At 45.8% G+C, this 19536-nt stretch carries 15 protein-coding genes and 1 CRISPR repeat array; of the genes, 11 read left to right on the top strand and 4 right to left on the bottom strand.

All coding sequences use genetic code 11. The features are described from left to right. The first annotated feature begins 7 nt into the window (after window positions 1–7). Window positions 8–1579 (top strand): cardiolipin synthase, encoded by a 1572-nt coding sequence (gene cls / locus ABCW47_RS09775; protein ID WP_343209740.1) that lies wholly within the window; start codon window positions 8–10, stop codon window positions 1577–1579. A 165-nt stretch (window positions 1580–1744) separates the two neighbouring features. On the opposite strand, the gene ABCW47_RS09780 is transcribed toward cls, so the two are convergent. Then, a complete protein-coding gene (locus tag ABCW47_RS09780; RefSeq protein WP_343209741.1) occupies window positions 1745–2077 on the bottom strand; it encodes a DUF1292 domain-containing protein in 333 nt (110 codons plus the stop codon). Window positions 2078–2550: 473 nt separating this feature from the next. Between ABCW47_RS09780 and ABCW47_RS09785 the strand changes: the two genes are divergently transcribed. The 6 genes from ABCW47_RS09785 (at window position 2551) to ABCW47_RS09805 (ending at window position 8339) form a co-directional block, all read left to right on the top strand. Then, window positions 2551–3093 carry a hypothetical protein gene (locus ABCW47_RS09785; RefSeq protein ID WP_343209742.1) on the top strand — a complete coding sequence of 181 codons (543 nt, stop codon included), beginning with the start codon at window positions 2551–2553 and terminating at the stop codon, window positions 3091–3093. 173 nt (window positions 3094–3266) lie between these two features. Then, window positions 3267–5636, top strand: a complete 2370-nt coding sequence (locus ABCW47_RS09790) for an ATP-dependent DNA helicase (RefSeq protein WP_343209743.1) — start codon at window positions 3267–3269, stop codon at window positions 5634–5636. 211 nt (window positions 5637–5847) lie between these two features. Further along, window positions 5848–6352: direct repeats of the CRISPR family, unit length 33 nt; unit sequence GTCACAGCCCGCATGGGCTGTGTGGATTGAAAT. 47 nt (window positions 6353–6399) lie between these two features. Further along, window positions 6400–6513: a type II toxin-antitoxin system RelB/DinJ family antitoxin gene (locus ABCW47_RS15135; protein WP_425516078.1), complete on the top strand. Its 114-nt coding sequence runs from the start codon at window positions 6400–6402 to the stop codon at window positions 6511–6513. A gap of 148 nt (window positions 6514–6661) precedes the next feature. Then, window positions 6662–6922 carry a Txe/YoeB family addiction module toxin gene (locus ABCW47_RS09795; RefSeq protein ID WP_425516069.1) on the top strand — a complete coding sequence of 87 codons (261 nt, stop codon included), beginning with the start codon at window positions 6662–6664 and terminating at the stop codon, window positions 6920–6922. 325 nt (window positions 6923–7247) lie between these two features. After that, the gene (locus ABCW47_RS09800; RefSeq protein WP_343209744.1) at window positions 7248–7724 is read left to right on the top strand and encodes a MarR family winged helix-turn-helix transcriptional regulator; all 477 of its coding nucleotides are present in this window, start codon (window positions 7248–7250) and stop codon (window positions 7722–7724) included. Window positions 7725–7811: 87 nt separating this feature from the next. Next, on the top strand, window positions 7812–8339 hold the full coding sequence (locus ABCW47_RS09805; RefSeq protein ID WP_343209745.1) for a flavodoxin family protein: 528 nt from the start codon (window positions 7812–7814) through the stop codon (window positions 8337–8339). A 104-nt stretch (window positions 8340–8443) separates the two neighbouring features. On the opposite strand, the gene ABCW47_RS09810 is transcribed toward ABCW47_RS09805, so the two are convergent. Both ABCW47_RS09810 and ABCW47_RS09815 read right to left on the bottom strand, forming a co-directional pair. After that, window positions 8444–9481: an LCP family protein gene (locus tag ABCW47_RS09810; RefSeq protein WP_343209746.1), complete on the bottom strand. Its 1038-nt coding sequence runs from the start codon at window positions 9479–9481 to the stop codon at window positions 8444–8446. Between the two features lie 101 nt (window positions 9482–9582). Continuing rightward, entirely contained in the window at window positions 9583–11004 is a 1422-nt protein-coding gene (locus ABCW47_RS09815; RefSeq protein ID WP_343209747.1) for an undecaprenyl-phosphate glucose phosphotransferase, read from the bottom strand. A 773-nt stretch (window positions 11005–11777) separates the two neighbouring features. Here ABCW47_RS09815 and ABCW47_RS09820 point away from each other — a divergent pair. From ABCW47_RS09820 to ABCW47_RS09830, 3 genes are all read left to right on the top strand, one after another. Next, window positions 11778–13433 carry a S1C family serine protease gene (locus tag ABCW47_RS09820; protein WP_343209748.1) on the top strand — a complete coding sequence of 552 codons (1656 nt, stop codon included), beginning with the start codon at window positions 11778–11780 and terminating at the stop codon, window positions 13431–13433. Between the two features lie 266 nt (window positions 13434–13699). Then, on the top strand, window positions 13700–15088 hold the full coding sequence (clpX, locus tag ABCW47_RS09825) for an ATP-dependent Clp protease ATP-binding subunit ClpX (RefSeq protein ID WP_343209749.1): 1389 nt from the start codon (window positions 13700–13702) through the stop codon (window positions 15086–15088). A gap of 64 nt (window positions 15089–15152) precedes the next feature. After that, the gene (locus ABCW47_RS09830) at window positions 15153–16853 is read left to right on the top strand and encodes a S8 family peptidase (protein ID WP_343209750.1); all 1701 of its coding nucleotides are present in this window, start codon (window positions 15153–15155) and stop codon (window positions 16851–16853) included. 89 nt (window positions 16854–16942) lie between these two features. Here the strand turns inward: ABCW47_RS09830 and ABCW47_RS09835 are convergent, their stop codons facing one another. Beyond that, window positions 16943–17959 carry a MerR family transcriptional regulator gene (locus ABCW47_RS09835; protein ID WP_343209751.1) on the bottom strand — a complete coding sequence of 339 codons (1017 nt, stop codon included), beginning with the start codon at window positions 17957–17959 and terminating at the stop codon, window positions 16943–16945. A gap of 389 nt (window positions 17960–18348) precedes the next feature. On the opposite strand from ABCW47_RS09835, the gene hisC reads away from it, so the two are divergent. Continuing rightward, on the top strand, window positions 18349–19416 hold the full coding sequence (gene hisC / locus ABCW47_RS09840) for a histidinol-phosphate transaminase (RefSeq protein WP_343210054.1): 1068 nt from the start codon (window positions 18349–18351) through the stop codon (window positions 19414–19416). The last annotated feature ends 120 nt before the right edge of the window (window positions 19417–19536 follow it).

Raw genomic sequence — 19536 nt, forward strand, 5'->3', positions numbered from 1 at the left:
GAAACGTATGGAAAGTAACATGAAGGAACAGGTCAAAAAGGGGAAAAAGGGGTTATTTCACGTAATATTCAGCAGAATCTTTGTGGTATTTCTGCTGCTGGCTCTGCAGGTTGGTTTTCTGGCCTTTATGTTCACCAAACTGACTCATATGGTGGCGGCCTATACGGTGCTCACCATTTTTGCAGGAATTTTGGTGGTCTACATATTGAACCGGCGGGAGAATCCGGCAATGAAAATGAGCTGGATGATTATTATACTGGTTGTACCGGTGTTTGGTGCGCTTCTGTATTTATTTATCAGCCTTCAGATTGAGACTAATCTGATCAAACGGCACTATCGGATGCTCATCGAGGAAACCAGGCCCTGCCTTTTGCAGGATGAAGGTGTCTTTGCGGAGCTGGAGCAGAAGGACAAGCAGTTGTCCGGGGTGGCCCGCTATCTGCGCAATTACGAGGGTTATCCGGTCTATAAGAATACAAAGGCGACTTATTTCCCGGTGGGTGAAGACAAATTTAAAGAGCTGCTGATCCAGCTGGAGAAGGCTGAAAGGTTTATTTTTCTGGAATACTTTATCGTGGAAGAAGGCTATATGTGGAACTCGGTTCTGGAGATTCTGAAACGAAAGGTGAAGGAAGGGGTGGAGGTCCGTTTTATGTATGACGGAACCTGCTGGATATCTCTTCTTCCGTACAGCTATCCGAAGAAGATGCAGGCGCTTGGGATTAAATGCAAAATGTTCGCGCCGGTGAAGCCGGCGCTTTCTACCTATCAGAATAACCGGGATCATCGGAAGATACTGGTGATCGACGGAAAGGTGGGATTTACCGGGGGCGTGAATCTGGCCGACGAGTATATCAATAAGAAGGAACGGTTCGGGCACTGGAAGGATACCGCCATTATGCTGGAGGGCGACGCTGTCAGAAGTATGACGGTCATGTTTCTGCAGATGTGGAATATTACGGAGCGGGAAGGGGAGGAAAACTTTGGTAAGTACCTGCTTCCGGCCGGTTCCTATGTGCCGGAAGGGGCATCCGGCTTTGTGATGCCTTACGGGGACAGCCCTTATAATGAAGAGAATCTGGCTGAGCTGGTCTACATGAGCATCCTGAATACGGCTACCAGTTACGTGCACATCATGACGCCCTATCTGATTCTGGATAATGAGATGATCCAGGCCTTAACCTTTGCTGCAAAACGGGGAGTTGAAGTCATAATTATCATGCCCCACATACCGGATAAATGGTATGCATTTGTCCTGGCAAAGACATATTACCGGGAGCTGATGGATTATGGCGTGAAGATTTACGAATATACGCCGGGCTTCGTCCATGCCAAATCCTTTGTATCGGATGATGAGAAGGCTGTGGTGGGTACGATTAACCTGGATTACCGAAGCCTGTATCTCCACTATGAGTGTGCCGCCTATATGTACCAAAGCGATGTGGTGGCTGACGTAGAGAGAGATTTCCAGGAGACTCTGGCAAAATCACAGTTGGTGACGGTGGAGGACTGCCGGAAACTGCACTGGTTTAAGAAGCTGTGCGGCAGAGTGCTGCGTTTGATCGCACCGTTAATGTAACGGGCCGCCTTTATTTTCAGAAAGATCAGGGTGTCAAAGGCACCCTTGGTACTATGCAGGAGCCAGTGCAAAGCACTGTTTTGACACTCTGATCGAGAAATGAAAATGAGCCGCAGACAGATTATCTGTCTGCGGCTCATACTATTATCTGCTGAACAGGAACTATTAATTTTCCTCGTCATCTCCGAATACTTCGTCAAATTCTTCTTCATCCAGCAATTCATCGAATGCATCAGCAACTGCCTCGTATTCTTCATCGTCATCAATATTTTCCAGTTCCGGTTCCTCATCACCTTTGGAAATAAAACGATAGAGATAAACTTCATTTTCTTCATTCTCTGCCATCGGAAGAAGAGCGATATAATCTTTTTCCTTCACAGAAAAGATACTCAGAACGGCACATTCCAGTTCGGTGTCATCATCCAGTGTGAGGGTGACTGTCATTTCTTCTTCATGGTCGTGTTCGCAGCCACAGCCGCAGTCATGTTCGTGACTCATAATTAATCTCCTTTAATCTCCGGTTCGTATTAGTGGGAAGATACGGTGTCCATACGTTCCCTATGTTTTGAATTAGCTCCTCAATCAGGAGGACTTTTCCTACGGCGATGCTGTACTTTTTTTGACCCATCTGCCATATTACTAAGAATGTAACAGAACCATTGCAAAAATGCAAGAAAATCTAAGATAAATATTGACTTTGGGTAATTTATTAATAAAATGTAGAGTAGAGTCCTTTAATTATGATATAATGTTGTCAAACATTATATCGTGCCGGAGTGCGCGGTCCGTTAGGGCTGCACCTATGCGCGGAGTGCACAACGCCCCGTGAGGCAGTCATAACGCTTTGTAGTTATGATATAGGAAACTGCGTTCTCTATATTATGGGGCTCGGTAGTTATTGTTTATCAGGGGCAGTCTGCCGTCATATGGCGAGAGGATGGACCGCCCGGGAGAGGAAGGAGAATTAACCCGTGGTTACTGCGGAAGCAAGAAACGGCAAGTACAAGGAATTTCGAGGCGGCGGCTCCGGTCAGGGAAGACCGGGACAGAACAGGATGGATCAGGGAAGACCAGGCCAGGGACAAAACAGGCCGGGACAGAACAGACCAGGACAGGGCAGACCGAACGGCAGTGGTGCCAAGTATCAGTCTGGCGGCCGCAACAAGCCGGAAGGAGGATACCGGGGAGGTGCCGGAGACAAGCGCAAACCTTTTCATCAGGACCGCTTTTTTGATAAAGATGGAGACGAAGAAAAAAAATTTGCCCGCAAAACGGTAAAGAAAGACGTTCGAAAGACATCCGGTGAGGATGAAGGGCAGGCAGATAAGATCGAAGTAATGAAGCGCCTGGAAAGGGAAAAGAAAGTTAAGCAGAGAAAACAGGAGCATGACGGAAAGGAACGTCCGGTAAAAGCTCATGGAAAGCAGAAAAACGGGAAGAATATAGATTGGACCAGGGGATATCAGAATGGATTATACGGGGATGACGATGAGTCGTACACGGAATTTCTATAAAACCTGTAACAGAAGGCATCCGGGAGAGGTTTCCAGGATGCCTTGTTTATCATTACATAGGAAAGTTCTCCAAACTTTCCTATGTAACTTGCTAACTTTGTAATAATAGAAATTTTGCATTTTGTTTACTAATAGGCTGGCGGAACAGGACAAAAAGAAAGGATGGCACGGAAATGGCGGAGGAACGAACAGAAGCAAATAGATGCGTTACTGTCTCTGTGCGCAGTCTGGTGGAATTTATCCTGCGGTCCGGAGATCTGGAGAGCGGCAGTATGGTGGGCAGCTCTGTGGAAAGCATGCAGATGGGAAGTAAAATTCACCGGAAGCTGCAGCGTCTGGGAGGCAGTGACTACCAGGCTGAGGTTTCCATGAAAATTGAGGTTCCGTTTGAGCGAGAAGAGTTTCCATTTACACTCTCTGTGGAGGGGAGAGCAGATGGTATCTTTGAGCGGGATGACAGGACCTGGATTGATGAGATTAAGGGAGTCTACCGGGAATTGTATACGATTGAGGAGCCGGACCCGCTGCACCGGGCTCAGGTTATGTGTTACGCCTATATCTATGCCAGGGACAAGGAACTGGACAAAATCGGCATCCGGCTGACCTACTGCCATATCCCCACGGAGGAAATAAAATACTTTCACGAGGAATTTACTTTCAGCGAACTTAAGGGCTGGTTTGACAGCCTGACGGCGGAATATGGAAAATGGGCTTACTGGCAGCTGCGCTGGAATGAAACGCGCAATGCGTCCATAAAGAATCTGGTGTTTCCCTATGACTACCGGCCAGGGCAGAGAGAGCTCGCCCAGGGAGTCTACCGGACGATTCTCCGGAAAAAGAAGCTGTTTATCGAGGCTCCTACCGGGGTTGGAAAGACGATTTCCACGGTATTTCCCGCCGTCAAGGCAATGGGGGAGGGGATTACTGAGAAATTGTTCTACCTGACTGCGAAGACCAGTACCAGGACGGTGGCGGAGCAGGCTTTCCGGCTGCTGGAAGAGCAGGGCGCAGATCTGAAAGTCATTACACTGACTGCAAAAGACAAGGTATGTGTGCTGGAAAAACCGGACTGCAATCCGGGAACCTGCGAACGGGCCAAGGGGCACTATGACCGGGTAAATGATGCGATCTACGATATGCTCACCCATGAAAACGCCATATCCAGGGATAGCGTGCTTCAATATGCCGAAAAGCATATGGTATGCCCTTTTGAAATGTGCCTTGATGTATCATTATTCTCAGATGCGGTTATCTGTGATTACAATTATGTATTTGATCCGGTGGTTTATCTGCGGCGTTTCTTTGCAGGGGAGAAGAAAAATGACTATGTCTTCCTGATCGACGAGGCTCACAATCTGGTGGAGCGGGCCAGGGAAATGTTCAGTGAAGAGTTATACAAGGAAGACTTTCTGGCTGTGAAGCGGATCATGAAAATGAAAAGCAAGAAGATGACCAAGGCCCTGGAACTGTGCAACGCGGACTTGCTGGGGATGAAGCGGGAGTGCGAGGAATTTGAAGAAATAAGTTCCATTGGGGATCTTATATTCCATCTGATGAATCTGGCCGCGGTCTATGAAGAATATCTGCGGGATAATCCGGCATTTCCAGAGAGAGAAGAAATCATTCAGCTATATTTTAATATCCGGCATTTCCTGGCTATCTATGAAATAATGGATGAGAAATATGTGATATATACAGATTATGATGAGGATGGACGGTTTCATTTGAAGTTGCAGTGTATGGACCCCTCCAGGAATCTTTCGGAGGTCCTGAACAGGGGGAGGAGCGCCGTATTTTTTTCCGCCACACTGCTTCCGATCCATTATTATAAAGAGCAGCTGTCGGGGACAGAGGAGGACTACGCTGTCTATGCGCCCTCCCCCTTTGATCCGAACCGCAGGCTGGTGATGGTGGGAGCGGATGTGACCAGCCGTTACAGCCGGCGTTCTGCTCAGGAATACGGCAAGTTTGCAGAGTACATTCACAAGTTTGCCCAGGCCAGGCTGGGAAATTATATGGTGTTCTTTCCCTCCTATCAGCTGATGAATGAGGTCTATGAGCTGATGGAGGATAACGCGGAGTTTGAAATTCTGCTTCAGCACAGCAATATGACGGAAACGGAGAAAGAAGAATTCCTGGAAGCCTTTGAGACACAGCCGACGAAAACGAAAATAGGGTTCTGTGTCATGGGTGGAATATTTGGGGAGGGCATTGATCTGCGGGAGGACCGGCTGATTGGGGCCGTGATTATCGGCACCGGCCTGCCGATGGTGTGTAATGAGAGGGAATTGTTCCGCAAGTATTTTGATCGGAATGGAAAGGCCGGCTTTGATTACTCCTATCTGTACAATGGAATGAATAAGGTGTTACAGTCGGCCGGCCGGGTAATACGGACGATGGATGACAGGGGAGCGGTGCTGCTGTTGGACGAGCGTTTCCTGAACCGGCAGTATCAGGAGCTGTTTCCAAGAGAGTGGTTTCCATACCAGCAGGTGAACCGACAGTCAATTGGACAGGTCCTTCATAGCTTCTGGTCACAATAAGAGGGTCACGACACGTGCCGGCGATGGAGCAGGAGTAAGTGCAGCGGCTGGTGCGAACCCCAAGTGAACATGAAATCCCCGGGACATTCGCACCGGAAAATAGCGAAAATCGGACCTGTGAGGAAGTCTTTCATTGCCGGAAAGAGGAAATGGTTGTATACTATAGACAAAGAAACGGCATGAAAGGAAAGAGGTTTTGTGCTGTTTTGCTGTCACAGCCCGCATGGGCTGTGTGGATTGAAATACACTTTTCTGCCAGCTCCGCACGCCTGGATGCCGTCACAGCCCGCATGGGCTGTGTGGATTGAAATCGAATGTTCATGGATCAAACAACGCTAATGGATGTCACAGCCCGCATGGGCTGTGTGGATTGAAATTATTATTTTGAACATTTCAATTGGGGCTGTAATAGGTCACAGCCCGCATGGGCTGTGTGGATTGAAATAAAACGTATATCAAAATTGCACACATACAAAAAACGTCACAGCCCGCATGGGCTGTGTGGATTGAAATTCCCTGGCCTCCGGAGGGATTAAGCTCCGCTGCTTGTCACAGCCCGCATGGGCTGTGTGGATTGAAATCTCGAATCAGTATGGTGGAGCTGGGACAGAATCTGTCACAGCCCGCATGGGCTGTGTGGATTGAAATATCATGTCTGCTATTATCTCCAGTTTTTCCGGATCGTCACAGCCCGCATGGGCTGTATGGATTGAAATTTAGCCGTCATGGTGGACGTGCGGAGTGTACATTGGTCACAGCCTGCATGGGCTGTGTGCGCGTTGATGATGATGTGAAACGCAGAGCAGAGCAGGCCTTTGATGATATTGGTCTGAGTATGTCAACGGCGATCATTGTCTTTTTGAAAAAAGTTGCCTGAGAGCGTCAAATACCTTTTGAATTGACAGCTGACCCCTTCTACTCCGAAAGTAATATGAGTTATCTGGAAAAGAAAATGGAAGATTATAAGGCAGGACAACTGAATTTGGCTGATCATGAATTGATTGAGGAATAACATGTAGATACGATTGATACAGTGGGATTTAGACGTTTGGGAAGATTATCTGTATTGGCAGGCACAGGATAAAAAGATGTTGAAACGGATTAATCAGCTTGTAAAAGATATAGGTCGGAATCCATTTGAAGGGATAGGGAAGCCAGAGCCACGGAAAGGTAATTTGTCCGGATTTTGGAGCCGGCGTATTAATGGCGAATATAGGCTTGTTTATGCGGCTGCGGATAGTACAGTGGTGGTGATTATCGCATGCAGGGGACATTATAGCGATTAGAGGAAGGAAACGATCTTTTTTAGTATGAAGTGGTTTTCCTTTGCTTGTATTACAGGCAATATACTGATCCCACCCAGTCCGATCAAACAAAAATAGTGAAGATGGATCATTTAGCCACGTGATCCATCTTTATTTTATTATCCTATAGGATAAAACTCTCAGGGGGACTGCACTGCGGCGGAAAGGAATCGTGTTGTCAGAGCAACCCACCGCAAGTGGTATTCTTTGTTCTATAGGTAAGTCATCCGGCAGGCTATTTTATTCTTGACAAATATGCAACTTGTTGCATATAATAAAGCAACAGGTTGCATAAAGGAGGAAGCACATGAGTTTAAAGTTGGATGTGACCCAGGAAGAGTTTTTCTTTGGTAGTATTCTGCGGCTTAGCAATCAGATCCAGACAATATGTGATAACCAGCTGGAGGAGATTACGCTAAAACAGTGGTTTCTTCTGGTACTGATAAGCGGCAGTCAAAAGGGAGGCGGATATACCTATAACGAAATCGCAGCATTGTCAGGAACAACCAGACAGAATGTTAAGAAAATGCTGGAATCCCTGAGGAAAAAGGGATTTGTATCCATTGAGCCGTCTGAGACCGACGGGAGAGCTGTGAATGTATCACTTCTGGAAAAGTCGTACCTGTATTTTAGGGAGCTTGAAGAATATGGAGATGAACTGCTTGGCTGGCTGTTTCATGACATAGCAAAAGAAGATATGGAAGTAGTATGCAGAGTGTTCCTGCGTATTTTCGAAACAATAGACAAAGAAAAGTCGGATATTACATTTCATCGGGAAGGGTAAATGGTTGTCAGAAATCGTTTTACTTTTTGCATATGACTCGTTTCCCACTGACGAATGGGCTGAAACAGGAAAGGCATGGATAAAAATATGAAAATCTTATTAGGTATTGTGATTGTGTTAGCGATGATTATCGCAGGTATGATGTTGTTTTTCAGACATTTTCTCCGATTGCTACAAAGAAAGAACCGGTCAGAGGAAAGGAGACTGGAAGGGGGCAGCAGACAGGCGCTGATTCTCTGGCACCCATCCGGACATAATTCCATGAGAAGGGTGACAGATCTGGCTGCAAAGAAACTGCAGGAAAAGGGTTACACGGTGACGGTTAATTATGTTTCCGATCAGTTAAATTATCAGCCGGAAGAGTATGATCTGCTTATGTTTGGAACACCGGTTTACATGGGACAGACGTCCCTGCCGCTGCAGAATTATTTAAAGGGTCATTCCTTTGCAGGAAAACAGGTTGTCATATATGTGTGCGGCATGGATACGTCAAAGACAGATGAACTGGATGTGCTGAAAGAAATGGTAAGTCCGGGCAGCGAGGCTACGGCTGTCAAGGTGGAAAAAGCTCATCCGGAGAAGATAGAGGAAATACTGGAAAAGGCTCTGGTTTAAAGTCGAAAAGAATATGCTGTATAAACGGCACCTTCTTGAGCCGTCAGCTGCAATCAAAAACAAGCCTCGGAAATTAAATTCTGAGGCTTGCATTGCGTCTGGTGCTATTTACCAGTACTGTATACCTGTGAAATCTTTTTACTGTAGGATTTTACCTGAGAGGATGGAGAGTACTTCTTTGTACCAAAAAGGTGTTTGTGCAGCTTTGAAACGTTTTCATCCAATGATTTTAGAGGAAATACATAAGAGGTTTTGTTAACGGTTCGTCCTTCCTTTTCAAAAGGGAATCCCTCGGTGGAAACCAGCTTATAAGAAAATGCACCTGGCGCCATGAAGAGGATGTCTTTTACCGACAAGCTCGTGTAAATATGGGGGAAAACAGTGTTGATAATGGATAAAAGCTTGATCGGATTCGCTTTTTTCACTTCGTCCACAATGGCGGATAAGACCGCCCTCTGCCGCTCAGACCGCCGATAGTCCCCGCCGCTTGTTTTGCGTACCCGGCAGTATGCTGTGGCCTGAACACCATTTAGTTTCTGAGAGCCGGCCTCTTTAATCTTTCCGCCCTTCTTATCCAGGATTTTGGCTACGTCCTTGGTGTAGCGGTTTACTTCCTTGATTTCGTCCTTCTGAATATCAATCGTCACACCGCCCAGCGCATCCACAATTTCAGCAAGTGAATTGAAATTGACCGTGATAAAGTCGGTGATGTTCAGATCAAAGTTCTGATTGATGGTATTAATGGCAAGCTCCGGGCCGCCGTAGGAGTAGGCGTGGTTGATCTTGTTATACCCATGCTCATTATCAATGTAGACGTAGGTATCACGATAGATGGAGACCAGCTTCACTTCCTTGGTCTTTTTATTAATACTTGCAACCATGATGGTATCGCTTCTGGTATTCTGTTTTAATTCGTTCTCTCTGGAATCCACACCAAAGAGAGCAATATTTTGATAATCTTCCAGATTTTGTTCCGTTTTCTCGGATAAATCATTGGTGATGACAGCATCGGCCGGAATATCTGCTTTCGGTATCTGAAAGAGCTTAAATACGATAAACATAATGAGGAGAATCACCAGTATAAAAATGATTTCCAGCACGACCGATAAGATAGATCTGTGTTTTCTTCGTATAATACCCATAGTATGTCCCTTTCTGAAGTCAGTTGAAATAGAGACCGCTGCAAAAATATATTTTGCAGCGGTGTAATTCGGTGAACCTGTCTTAACGTATGACGGTGTTATTAGTAAGCATTTTTATTGACGAACCCCCGGAAGACGGTTAAAAACAGTATTTTAATGTCAAAGCTGAGTGTCCAGTTTTCAATATAGTAAAGATCACAGTCAATTCTCTTACGGATCGATGTATCGCCGCGATAGCCGTTTACCTGCGCCCATCCGGTAATACCCGGCTTAACCTGATGTTTAATCATATAGCGGGGAATTTCTTCCTTAAATTTCTCCACAAAGAACGGACGCTCCGGTCTGGGGCCTACCAGGCTCATTTCTCCTTTTAATACGTTGAAGAACTGAGGCAGTTCGTCCAGGCTGGTTTTACGTATTATTTTACCGATTTTGGTTACGCGGGGATCGTTCAGGGTTGTCCAGGCCTTTTTCTCCTTGGAGGCATCCTGAACTTCCATCGACCGAAACTTATACATATTGAAGTTCCGATTGTGAAGACCTACCCGAACCTGTTTAAATATAATCGGGCCCGGAGAAGTCAGTTTTATAATAATGGCAACCAGCAGCATGGGGATGGAGAACAGGATAATTGCGAATAAGGAACCCGCAATATCCATCATCCGCTTTATAATACGGTTTGCCATATTGGTCAGAGGTACATAGCGGATATTTACAACCGGCAGGCCGTAAAGATCTTCTATATAAGGAATAGTCGGAATCATATTGCCGTAATCCGGTACGAATTTGGTATGGACTCCGGATTTTTCACAGAGCTTTACGATATCTTCCAGCTTCTCATATTCCTTCAGGCCCAGTGTCACGACAATCTCGTCCAGTTTATTTTCCGGCAGTATTTCCGTCAGATTATCAATTGCTCCCAGAACCATAATCCCTTTATACTCTGTACCGCGTTCCTGGTTATCATCCAGAATACCATGGATATAATAACCCCATTCCGGATTGGCCATGACCCGGTCGATATAAGCGGTTGCGGCACGGCTGTATCCAACGATAAGGACATGCTTTAAATTATAGCCCTTCTTTCTATAATAACGAAGTATACGGATCAGACTTGCACGGAAGGAATAGCTGAAAATGCAGTTAATCAGAAAGAAAACAAACATGAACTTTCTGGAGAAATCATTTTCCTTCATAAAATAAAGAACGAATGTAAAATATGCAAGCCCCAGGAAATTGGCCTTTAATACATCTGAAGCGATGAGCCTTCTTCTACGGGAACGTTTCGGACTGTAGAGGTTGCAGATATAGTAAATAAAAAGATAACCGGGAATCAGATAAAATAAGATTTTACAGTAGGTGGCAAGGCCATAGAAAGTCCCCGGCTCTATCCAGAAGAAGCGGAGATGACGCAGCGGACTGAAAAAACGCAGATAATAAGACGCAATAAATGCCAGCGCGATCAGTATGGCGTCTATTAAAATATGAATATGGTTTAATGACCGTTGGTGATCTTTTATCATGAGAAAAACCTTTCTAAATAGGACTTTCAATCTATCCCGATGTTATTTTTTATTAAATTCCTGCAGAACACAGGCGGCAGAAGGATATGATCTGTCATATCTATACATTGCCGTTTGCGGACACGAAAAAAGAAGAAGTAAAACCTACTTCTGTCCGTACTTTTTCATCCTTTTGTGTTTTTATGCAGCGGAACCTGTCGGTTCCGTCGCAGACGCTCACAAAAAGTGAGCCGCGTCCCGCCGAATTCCCATTCGTCCGTCCGGGACTCCCTTTTTTTAATCCGTGTGCGGGAACTATCCGCATAAACGGAGCGGAACCTGTCGGTTCCGTCGCAGACGCTCACAAAAAGTGAGCCGCGTCCCGTCGAATTCCCATTCGTCCGTCCGGGACTCCCTTTTTTTAATCCGTTTATGCGGATATTATAATACAAAAAAATTGGTTTTTCTACTATTAAAAATATTAATATTTCCTTTATATTACGAATATTTCCATATAAAGGAAGTATTAGACAGAATAGAACATTCCTAATGTGCGTCTGTTGCGGACGTACGGTGTTGTATTAAAACGACAACAGGCTTTTGCTGCCAAATAATACATTGGTACTTTTCATATTTTATCCTCTATCTTCACAGACTAAACACAATTACTTGCTAGAATACGAAACACAAGGAAAAGTCTGTCGTATGGGATACGGCAGTGTGTCTGAGAGAGACAGCAAGATAAAGAAATGGTAGTGCCATTTAAACGACAAGTAGAGAAAGGAATGACATATATGAATACGGAAGAGGATAAGAATAAAAATAAAGAATCTTTCGACAATCAGGGGACTTTGGGACCAGAGCCAGATCAGACCGGGGTGAATTCAGATTTACAGGAAGATCCAGCCATCGGGGGAAACGTGAATTTTCAGCTTGTCGGCTTCGAACCTGTGCAAAACAGGCCGGTTGAGGATACGGCAGGCAGCAATGTGACTTCTTCGGAGGCACAGCAGTCCGGTGCCGCAGCCGGCACAGAGACAACTTCTGCTGGAAAGGAAGAGAATCCCTATCATTTTCATATCGAATCTAATTCATCAGACGGGAATAAAACTGACGGTGCGATGCTGTCTTCCGCCCCTTCGCCGAAGGAACCAAAAAAGAAAAGTGGTGTCATGAAAAAAATTGTTTTATTTGTGTGCGGTGCGCTTCTTTTCGGTGCGCTGACGGGAGCTGCTTTCTGGGGCGGCAAGATGGCGGTGGAGAAAATGGCTGACCGGAAAAATGATGCGCCTCTGCAGCAATCGGAGGATCAGGAGGACGAAGGAGAAGCTTCCAATCTGCCGGCGAAAAAACTGGAGACAACGCCAATTCTTGAGGATATCAGCAGTGATAACCAGATTGTTCCCCAGGTAGTGGAGAATGTATTGCCAAGTGTGGTTTCTATCTCAAGCCAGGTTACCGAGGTTATTGATTTCTTCGGAAGGCAGTATACCCAGGAGGGAAGCGGCTCGGGCAGCGGTATTATAGCAGGGCAGAATGACGATGAACTTCTGATTATTACCAATCACCATGTGATAAAGGGCGCAGATAAAATTATCGTCACTTTTGTGGATGGAAAATCAGCGGAAGCTATTGTGAAAGGCAGTGATTCTGCAGCAGATCTGGCTGTCTTATCTCTGGATACCAGCAATATGGAGCAGGAAACGCTGGATGCGATCAAGGTGGCTGCTCTGGGAGATTCAGATGCGGTTAAAGTGGGCGAAATGTCAATTGTAATCGGAAATGCCCTTGGCTACGGACAGACAACAACCGTGGGCTATATTGGCGCCAGAGACCGGCAGGTACAGGTTGACGGCAGGAAGATGACACTGCTGCAGACCGGGGCGGCTATCAATCCCGGAAACAGCGGCGGACCGATGTTGAATATAAAAGGCGAGGTAATCGGAATTGCGTCTGTTAAGTACGCAGATGAGCAGGTAGAAGGAATGGGATATGCGATCCCGATTTCCAGTGCAATGCCGATTATTGAAGATCTGATGGAGCGGGAGAAGCTGACCGACGAGGAGAGGGGTTATCTGGGAATTACCGGAAATACCGTGGAGGATAATATGATTAAATATTATCATATGCCGGAAGGAGCCAGTGTCTATTCTATCGTGGATGGCGGACCGGCAGACAAGGCCGGGATCAAGGTCGGCGATATCATTACCAAAGTGAATGGAATTGCTGTAAACAGTATGGAAGCCTTGAAGGAACGGGTAAACGGTTATAAAGCCGGGACTACCGTTACGATCACGATTGCCAGAGGTGATGAAGGTGAATATAAAGAATCGGATGTACAGGTTGTGCTGGCGGATGAAGCGTCTCTGAATACATCGGATAACAGTGGAACTACACAGACTCCCACTGTCCCGAATATCCCGGATAGCGGCAGAAGAAAAGCACAGTAGATAGAATGGCTGCGGGTCCTTCAGGACCCGCATTTCTTTATGAATGTATGGCAGTTTAAGTTGGAAACAAAAGCAGTTTTAAACTACTGATTCGTGCAGTATCGCAGGCAAGCCTGCGATATGCGGGGGTTGATAAATAGAACACATTCACTGGCTATGCAGAATGGAGCTGTTAAATATTTATAAACTCCTTGTGTGGAGTGAACGGGTGGGCTATAATTCAAATGAACAGAGAATAGTCCCGATCAGGCGGAGGTTAACCAATTATGGGGAATGAGGATAAGAATCATAACGACGAGTATTGTTATATATGCCGGCGGCCGGCGGATGCCGTCGATAAAATGTTTCATCTGCCCAATCACATTTGTATTTGCAGTGATTGTATGGAAAAGACATTTGACAGTATGAATAACGGCAATGCCTATATGGATATCAGTCAGATAGATCCGGCGCTGATGCAGCAGATGATGAGTATGCAGTTTGGAAATCAGCCGGAACAGCCGGAGAAAAAGAAAGTGAAGGAAAAGAAGGCGAAGGAAGAAAAGCAGGAAGAGGAAGAAGAAGGCCTGGATCTGAAAAATCTTCCGGCTCCTCACATTATCAAGGGAGAGCTGGACGAATTTGTAATCGGACAGGAGCATGCGAAAAAGGCGATTTCTGTTGCGGTCTATAACCATTATAAAAGGGTGGCGTCGGACGCTATGGACAGCATTGAAATTGAGAAGTCCAATATGCTGATGATCGGGCCTACCGGCAGCGGCAAAACATATCTTGTCAAAACACTGGCGAGGCTTCTGAAGGTGCCGCTGGCAATTACGGATGCAACCTCTCTGACAGAGGCGGGTTACATCGGTGATGATGTGGAAAGCGTTGTCGCAAAGCTTCTGATGAATGCAGATAATGACATTGAGAAGGCGGAGAGAGGCATTATCTTTATCGATGAGATTGATAAGATTGCCAAAAAGAAGAATCTGAACAACCGGGATGTGAGCGGCGAGTCCGTACAGCAGGCGCTGCTTAAACTTTTGGAGGGCAGCGATGTGGAGGTGCCGGTGGGCAGTCTTTCCAAGAATCCGATGATGCCGACGAAGACAATCAATACTAAGAATATCCTGTTTATCTGCGGCGGTGCGTTCCCGGATCTGGAGAATGTGATCAAGGCCAGATTGAGCAAACAGTCCTCCATTGGTTTCAGTGCGGATCTGAAAGATAAATTTGACGATGATCCCAATATCCTTCAGAAGGTAACAGTGGAGGATTTGAGAGAGTTTGGTATGATACCTGAGTTTATCGGACGTCTGCCTGTAATTTGTACCTTGGAAGCACTGACGAAGGAAATGATGGTGGAGATTTTGAAGGAGCCGAAAAATGCAATCTTAAAGCAGTATCAGAAACTGCTGGCTCTGGATGAGGTAGATCTGCAGTTTGACGAGAGCGCGCTGGAGGCTATTGCGGAAAAGGCGCTGGAGAAGAAAACGGGAGCCCGTGCGCTCCGCGCCATCATCGAAGAATTCATGCTGGATATTATGTATGAGATTCCAAAGGATGACAGTATCGGGCGGGTTACCATTACTGGTGACTATATCAGAAATACCGGGGCGCCGCTGATTGAGATGCGCGGTGTGGTTCCCAGACTTTCAGACAAGGCAGTCTGATTATATAATGAATTAGATTTCACCTGCATATACTGGAAAGAATAGGTATAGGCAGGTGATTTTTTTGCCGGAAGCAGATGTATGCCGACAGATTATTTACTCCAACGAATACTCAGATTACCTGGTGGAGTTTGCGGGCGGAGTAGAAGACATTGAACAAAATTATGAACCGGCATGTATTCAGGTTATCAATAATAAATTTGCTGTTATTCACAAAGAAGGAAGCAGCAGGAATGAGGGCATACGGTTTGGATACACCTCACTTCCCAAATGTTACGGCCTGCTGGATACATCCAACCTGGAAAATATCGGTGTTTTGCGGCTGCGCAGGCAGCCTTTTCTGGATTTGCTGGGCAGTGGTGTGCTGATTGCGGTCATAGATACAGGAATTGATTTTACGCATCCTGCATTTCTAACCGCAGATAACCGGACCCGAATTGCGGCAATATGGGATCAGAGTGTTGAAGATGGTACTCCTCCCGAGGGATTTTTATACGGAGCAAACTATTCGGAGGAACAGATTAATGAGGCGCTCCAGAGTGAAAACCCCTTTTCTGTTGTGCCTATCCGTGATGTGAGCGGACACGGTACGTTTATGGCAGGGATTGCTGCGGGTAATGACTTGCCGGACGAGGATTTCAGCGGTGTGGCACCTCTCGCCCAGCTGGTGATTGTAAAGCTGAAGCAGGCGAAATCTTACCTGAGAGGAATCTATGGGATACCTGAAGATGTGGAATGTTTTCAGGAAAATGATATTATGATGGCTGTAAAATATGTGGCGGATCAGGCTCAGAGACTGAACAGGCCCATTTCGATCTGCCTGGGTATCGGCACCAATCAGGGAAGCCACGATGGTGCGTCTTATCTGAATGAATATCTGGACCGGATGGGACGGACTCTTGGCATCGCAATTACACTTGCCGGAGGGAATGAGGGCAACCGGGGACATCATTATTATGGAAGTATGACTCAAAGGGGAGAAACGCAGGATATTGAACTGGTGATCGGAGAGGCTGACCGGGGACTGACCATGGAACTATGGGGAAATATCCCGAGTCTGTTTTCTGTGGCATTTATTTCACCTACCGGAGAGTATGTGGAGAAAATAAGCGCCCGTCTGGGACAGCGCCAGACCATTGATTTTTTATTGGAAAATACGGTGATAGATATATTCTATGCACTGCTGGAGCAGAGAAGCGGAGCAGAGCTGATCTGGATGCATTTTACCGATCCCACACCCGGAGTTTGGACGATCCGGGTATTTGCGGAGAGTCCGACGGGTGGTTCTTTTAATGTGTGGCTTCCGATGGAACAGTTTATCAGCCGGGAAACGCATTTCCTCGCACCAGATCCGTACATTACGATCTGCGGTCCCGGTGATGGCTTAGTACCTATTACTACGGCAACCTACAACCATCAGAACAACAGCCTGTATCTGGATTCCAGCCGGGGATTTACCCGGACCGGCCTGATCAAACCGGATATCGCAGCTCCGGGGGTTAATGTCTATGGGCCGATACCCGGCGGCCGGTATGCCCAGCGTACCGGTTCCAGCATCGCATCCGCTCATACTGCGGGGGTTGCCGCTCTGCTACTGGAATGGGGAGTGCTGGATCAGAATTATGTCATCATGGGAACAAATGAAGTGAAAAATTTGATGATCCGGGGAGCCAGGCGCAGTGATATTGTCTATCCCAACCGGGAATGGGGATATGGAATGCTGGATCTTTACGGTATATTTGAAAGCCTGCGGATTACCATGTAGGAGAAACAGCAGTAAAACAATTTGTCTGTACCGGATAAGCTGTTTTGCTGCTGTTTCCATGCGGGGGAATCCCAATCGCGGCAAGCATTTTACCGGTTTTCCCTACAGTGCTTTCTTTCTTCTGTGTTTTTTTCTCTTATTGGCATCAACAGGTCTAACTGCAGCTGTTCTAAATCTATATCAGGCTGTTCTATGTGGCTGTAATAATTCAAATGCTCTTCTATGAGTCCGCACATGTGCTCCTGGTCCTGGAAGTCGCCTGCAAATTCATATCTTTCGTCTTTCATTATCCATTCAAGAAATGAATCCCATTCATTAAAATTACCAAAAGTAATCATGTGTGCCGCATATAATCCACCGCAAAACTGCTTCCTTACAAGCGGTTCGGGAACTTCCATATCATCTGGAATTGTTACCCATGCTTCATAGCCATGAAAGCCAGTTTCATCAACCGGATTGGGGTGATTAAAGCCAAAACGTCTCAAATCCGGTTTTATCTTTTTTAAAGCACTTTCCTTAATAAAATTGTCGATGAGAAAGTTTGCATGTAATTCAGGATCATCCCCAACATAATGTGAGGCAGCTATCGTAGCCGGGGGCAGATAGACAATCCGCACATCATTTATTTTAGAAAGGCGTTTATCTGCTTTTATAAACTTGTCCGCGGACTGTTCCTCCTTGAAATTAATGCTGATTAAATCAAGGGACTCAATTGTTTCTAATATGGTATCATCTTGAGAGATAATATTATTTAGCGGCAATTCTGTAGCCTTGCTAAGTTCTTCAACGAAATGATGAAGTATATCTCTTATGGTTGAAAGAGCAGTGATTTCTTCATCTAATTCATCAATGTTTTGCCGGAAGATCTCAATAGCCGCGACCGCATTTGTATTATTCAATATAATCTTGATTTGGCGGACCGGTATTCTTAGCTTGCGAAGAAGTAAAATTTGTCTGATCCGGGCAATGGAATTATCATCATATATCCGGTAGGAATATCCTTCTCGCCGGGAACTGGTGATTAATCCTGCCTTTTCGTAATAACGAAGCATCCTTGTTGATATTCCCAAACTCCGGGATACCTGGCTTATAGTCATTTCCTCCATGTTATTATACCTCCTGTGTCTTAAGTATAAACTGCGACACGGTGTCAAAGTCAAGCAGAAGAGCTCAACCCCTTTTCCCTCTCTTTCAAGAATACTTCTGGCATTACAACGCCTCAATGTTTCCTGTATTCCGTTATCGTGCATCGCTTTTTCTGACGAAGGCGAGCTAACACATAATCGGCTTTTTCATTGTAATATCAGCGCGGGAAGGTGTCAAACAACTCTTTTCGTTCATTAATTTATAGCACTGTTCATAACTCTGCCCATCATTTTCGATTGCAGATTTGAGCGGCAGGCCGTAAGCAGGAGGGAAACGGCATTGCGCTCGAAAAAATGGTATGCTATACTCGAAAGAAAATAGTATGAAATGTGAAAGGCAGGTCTTTACCATGCAGCTTTGGGAACGGAATTTTCGTCTGGTTGATCCCTATGTGCCGGGAGAACAGCCCAATTTACCTGATATGATCAAGCTTAATACAAATGAAAACCCCTATCCGCCTGCGCCGGGAGTGGAACGGGCACTCAGGGAACTGGATGCGGATCGCTTAAGACTGTATCCGGAGCCGGATAATAAGACATTGGTACAGGCGCTTGCGAAGAACTATGGAGTGAAGGACAGCCAGGTGTTTGTGGGAGTGGGTTCCGATGATGTACTGGGAATGGCCTTTCTGACGTTTTTTAACTCGGATAAACCTGTTCTGTTTCCCGATCTGACCTATTCTTTTTATGATGTATGGGCAAAATTGTTCCGGATTCCTTATAAAAGACCGGCTGTGGATGAGAATTTCAGAATCCGCAGGGAGGATTATTACCAGGAGAACGGCGGGGTGATCTTTGCCAATCCCAATGCGCCCACTTCGATTTGTGAGGATCTGGATTTTATAGAAGACATTTTAAAGCATAATCAGGATGCAGTTGTCATTGTAGATGAGGCATATATTGATTTTGGCGGCTGTTCGGCCCTCCCTCTTCTGGAACGTTACGAAAATCTTCTGGTTGTGCAGACATTTTCCAAATCCCGGTCTATGGCAGGGATGCGCATCGGCTTCGCGATTGGAAATGAGCGCCTCATTGAGGCCATGAATGGGGTGAAGTATTCCTACAATTCTTACACCATGGATTACACATCCCTTATGCTGGGCGCAGAGGCGGTTAAGGACGAAGCCTATTTCAGGGAAACAACAGAGAAAATCATAAGAACAAGGGAGTGGACCAAGCAGGAATTAAAAAAGCTGGGCTTTCAGTTCCCGGATTCCCAGGCTAACTTTATTTTTGCCTCTCATCCGGACGTGCCGGCGGTCAGTATCTTTGAGGCTTTGAGGAAAAAACATATTTTCGTGCGGTATTTTGCTCAGCCGAGAATTGACAATTATTTAAGAATTACGGTTGGGACGGACGAACAGATGAAAGTGCTGATTGATTTCCTGACTGAATTCATACAGAATACCGAGAGATAATAAGTGTTTTAAAATACCGTTTCCTGTGGAGAATAGATGGAGGGATGCCTTACGCATCCCTCTTGTTTTATTATATAGGAAACTTCGTTCCCTATATAACAAAATCATCCTATGCACACT

Origin of the sequence: Anaerolentibacter hominis (genome assembly GCF_032380675.1) — a bacterium.
Taxonomy (GTDB): domain Bacteria; phylum Bacillota; class Clostridia; order Lachnospirales; family Lachnospiraceae; genus Anaerolentibacter; species Anaerolentibacter hominis.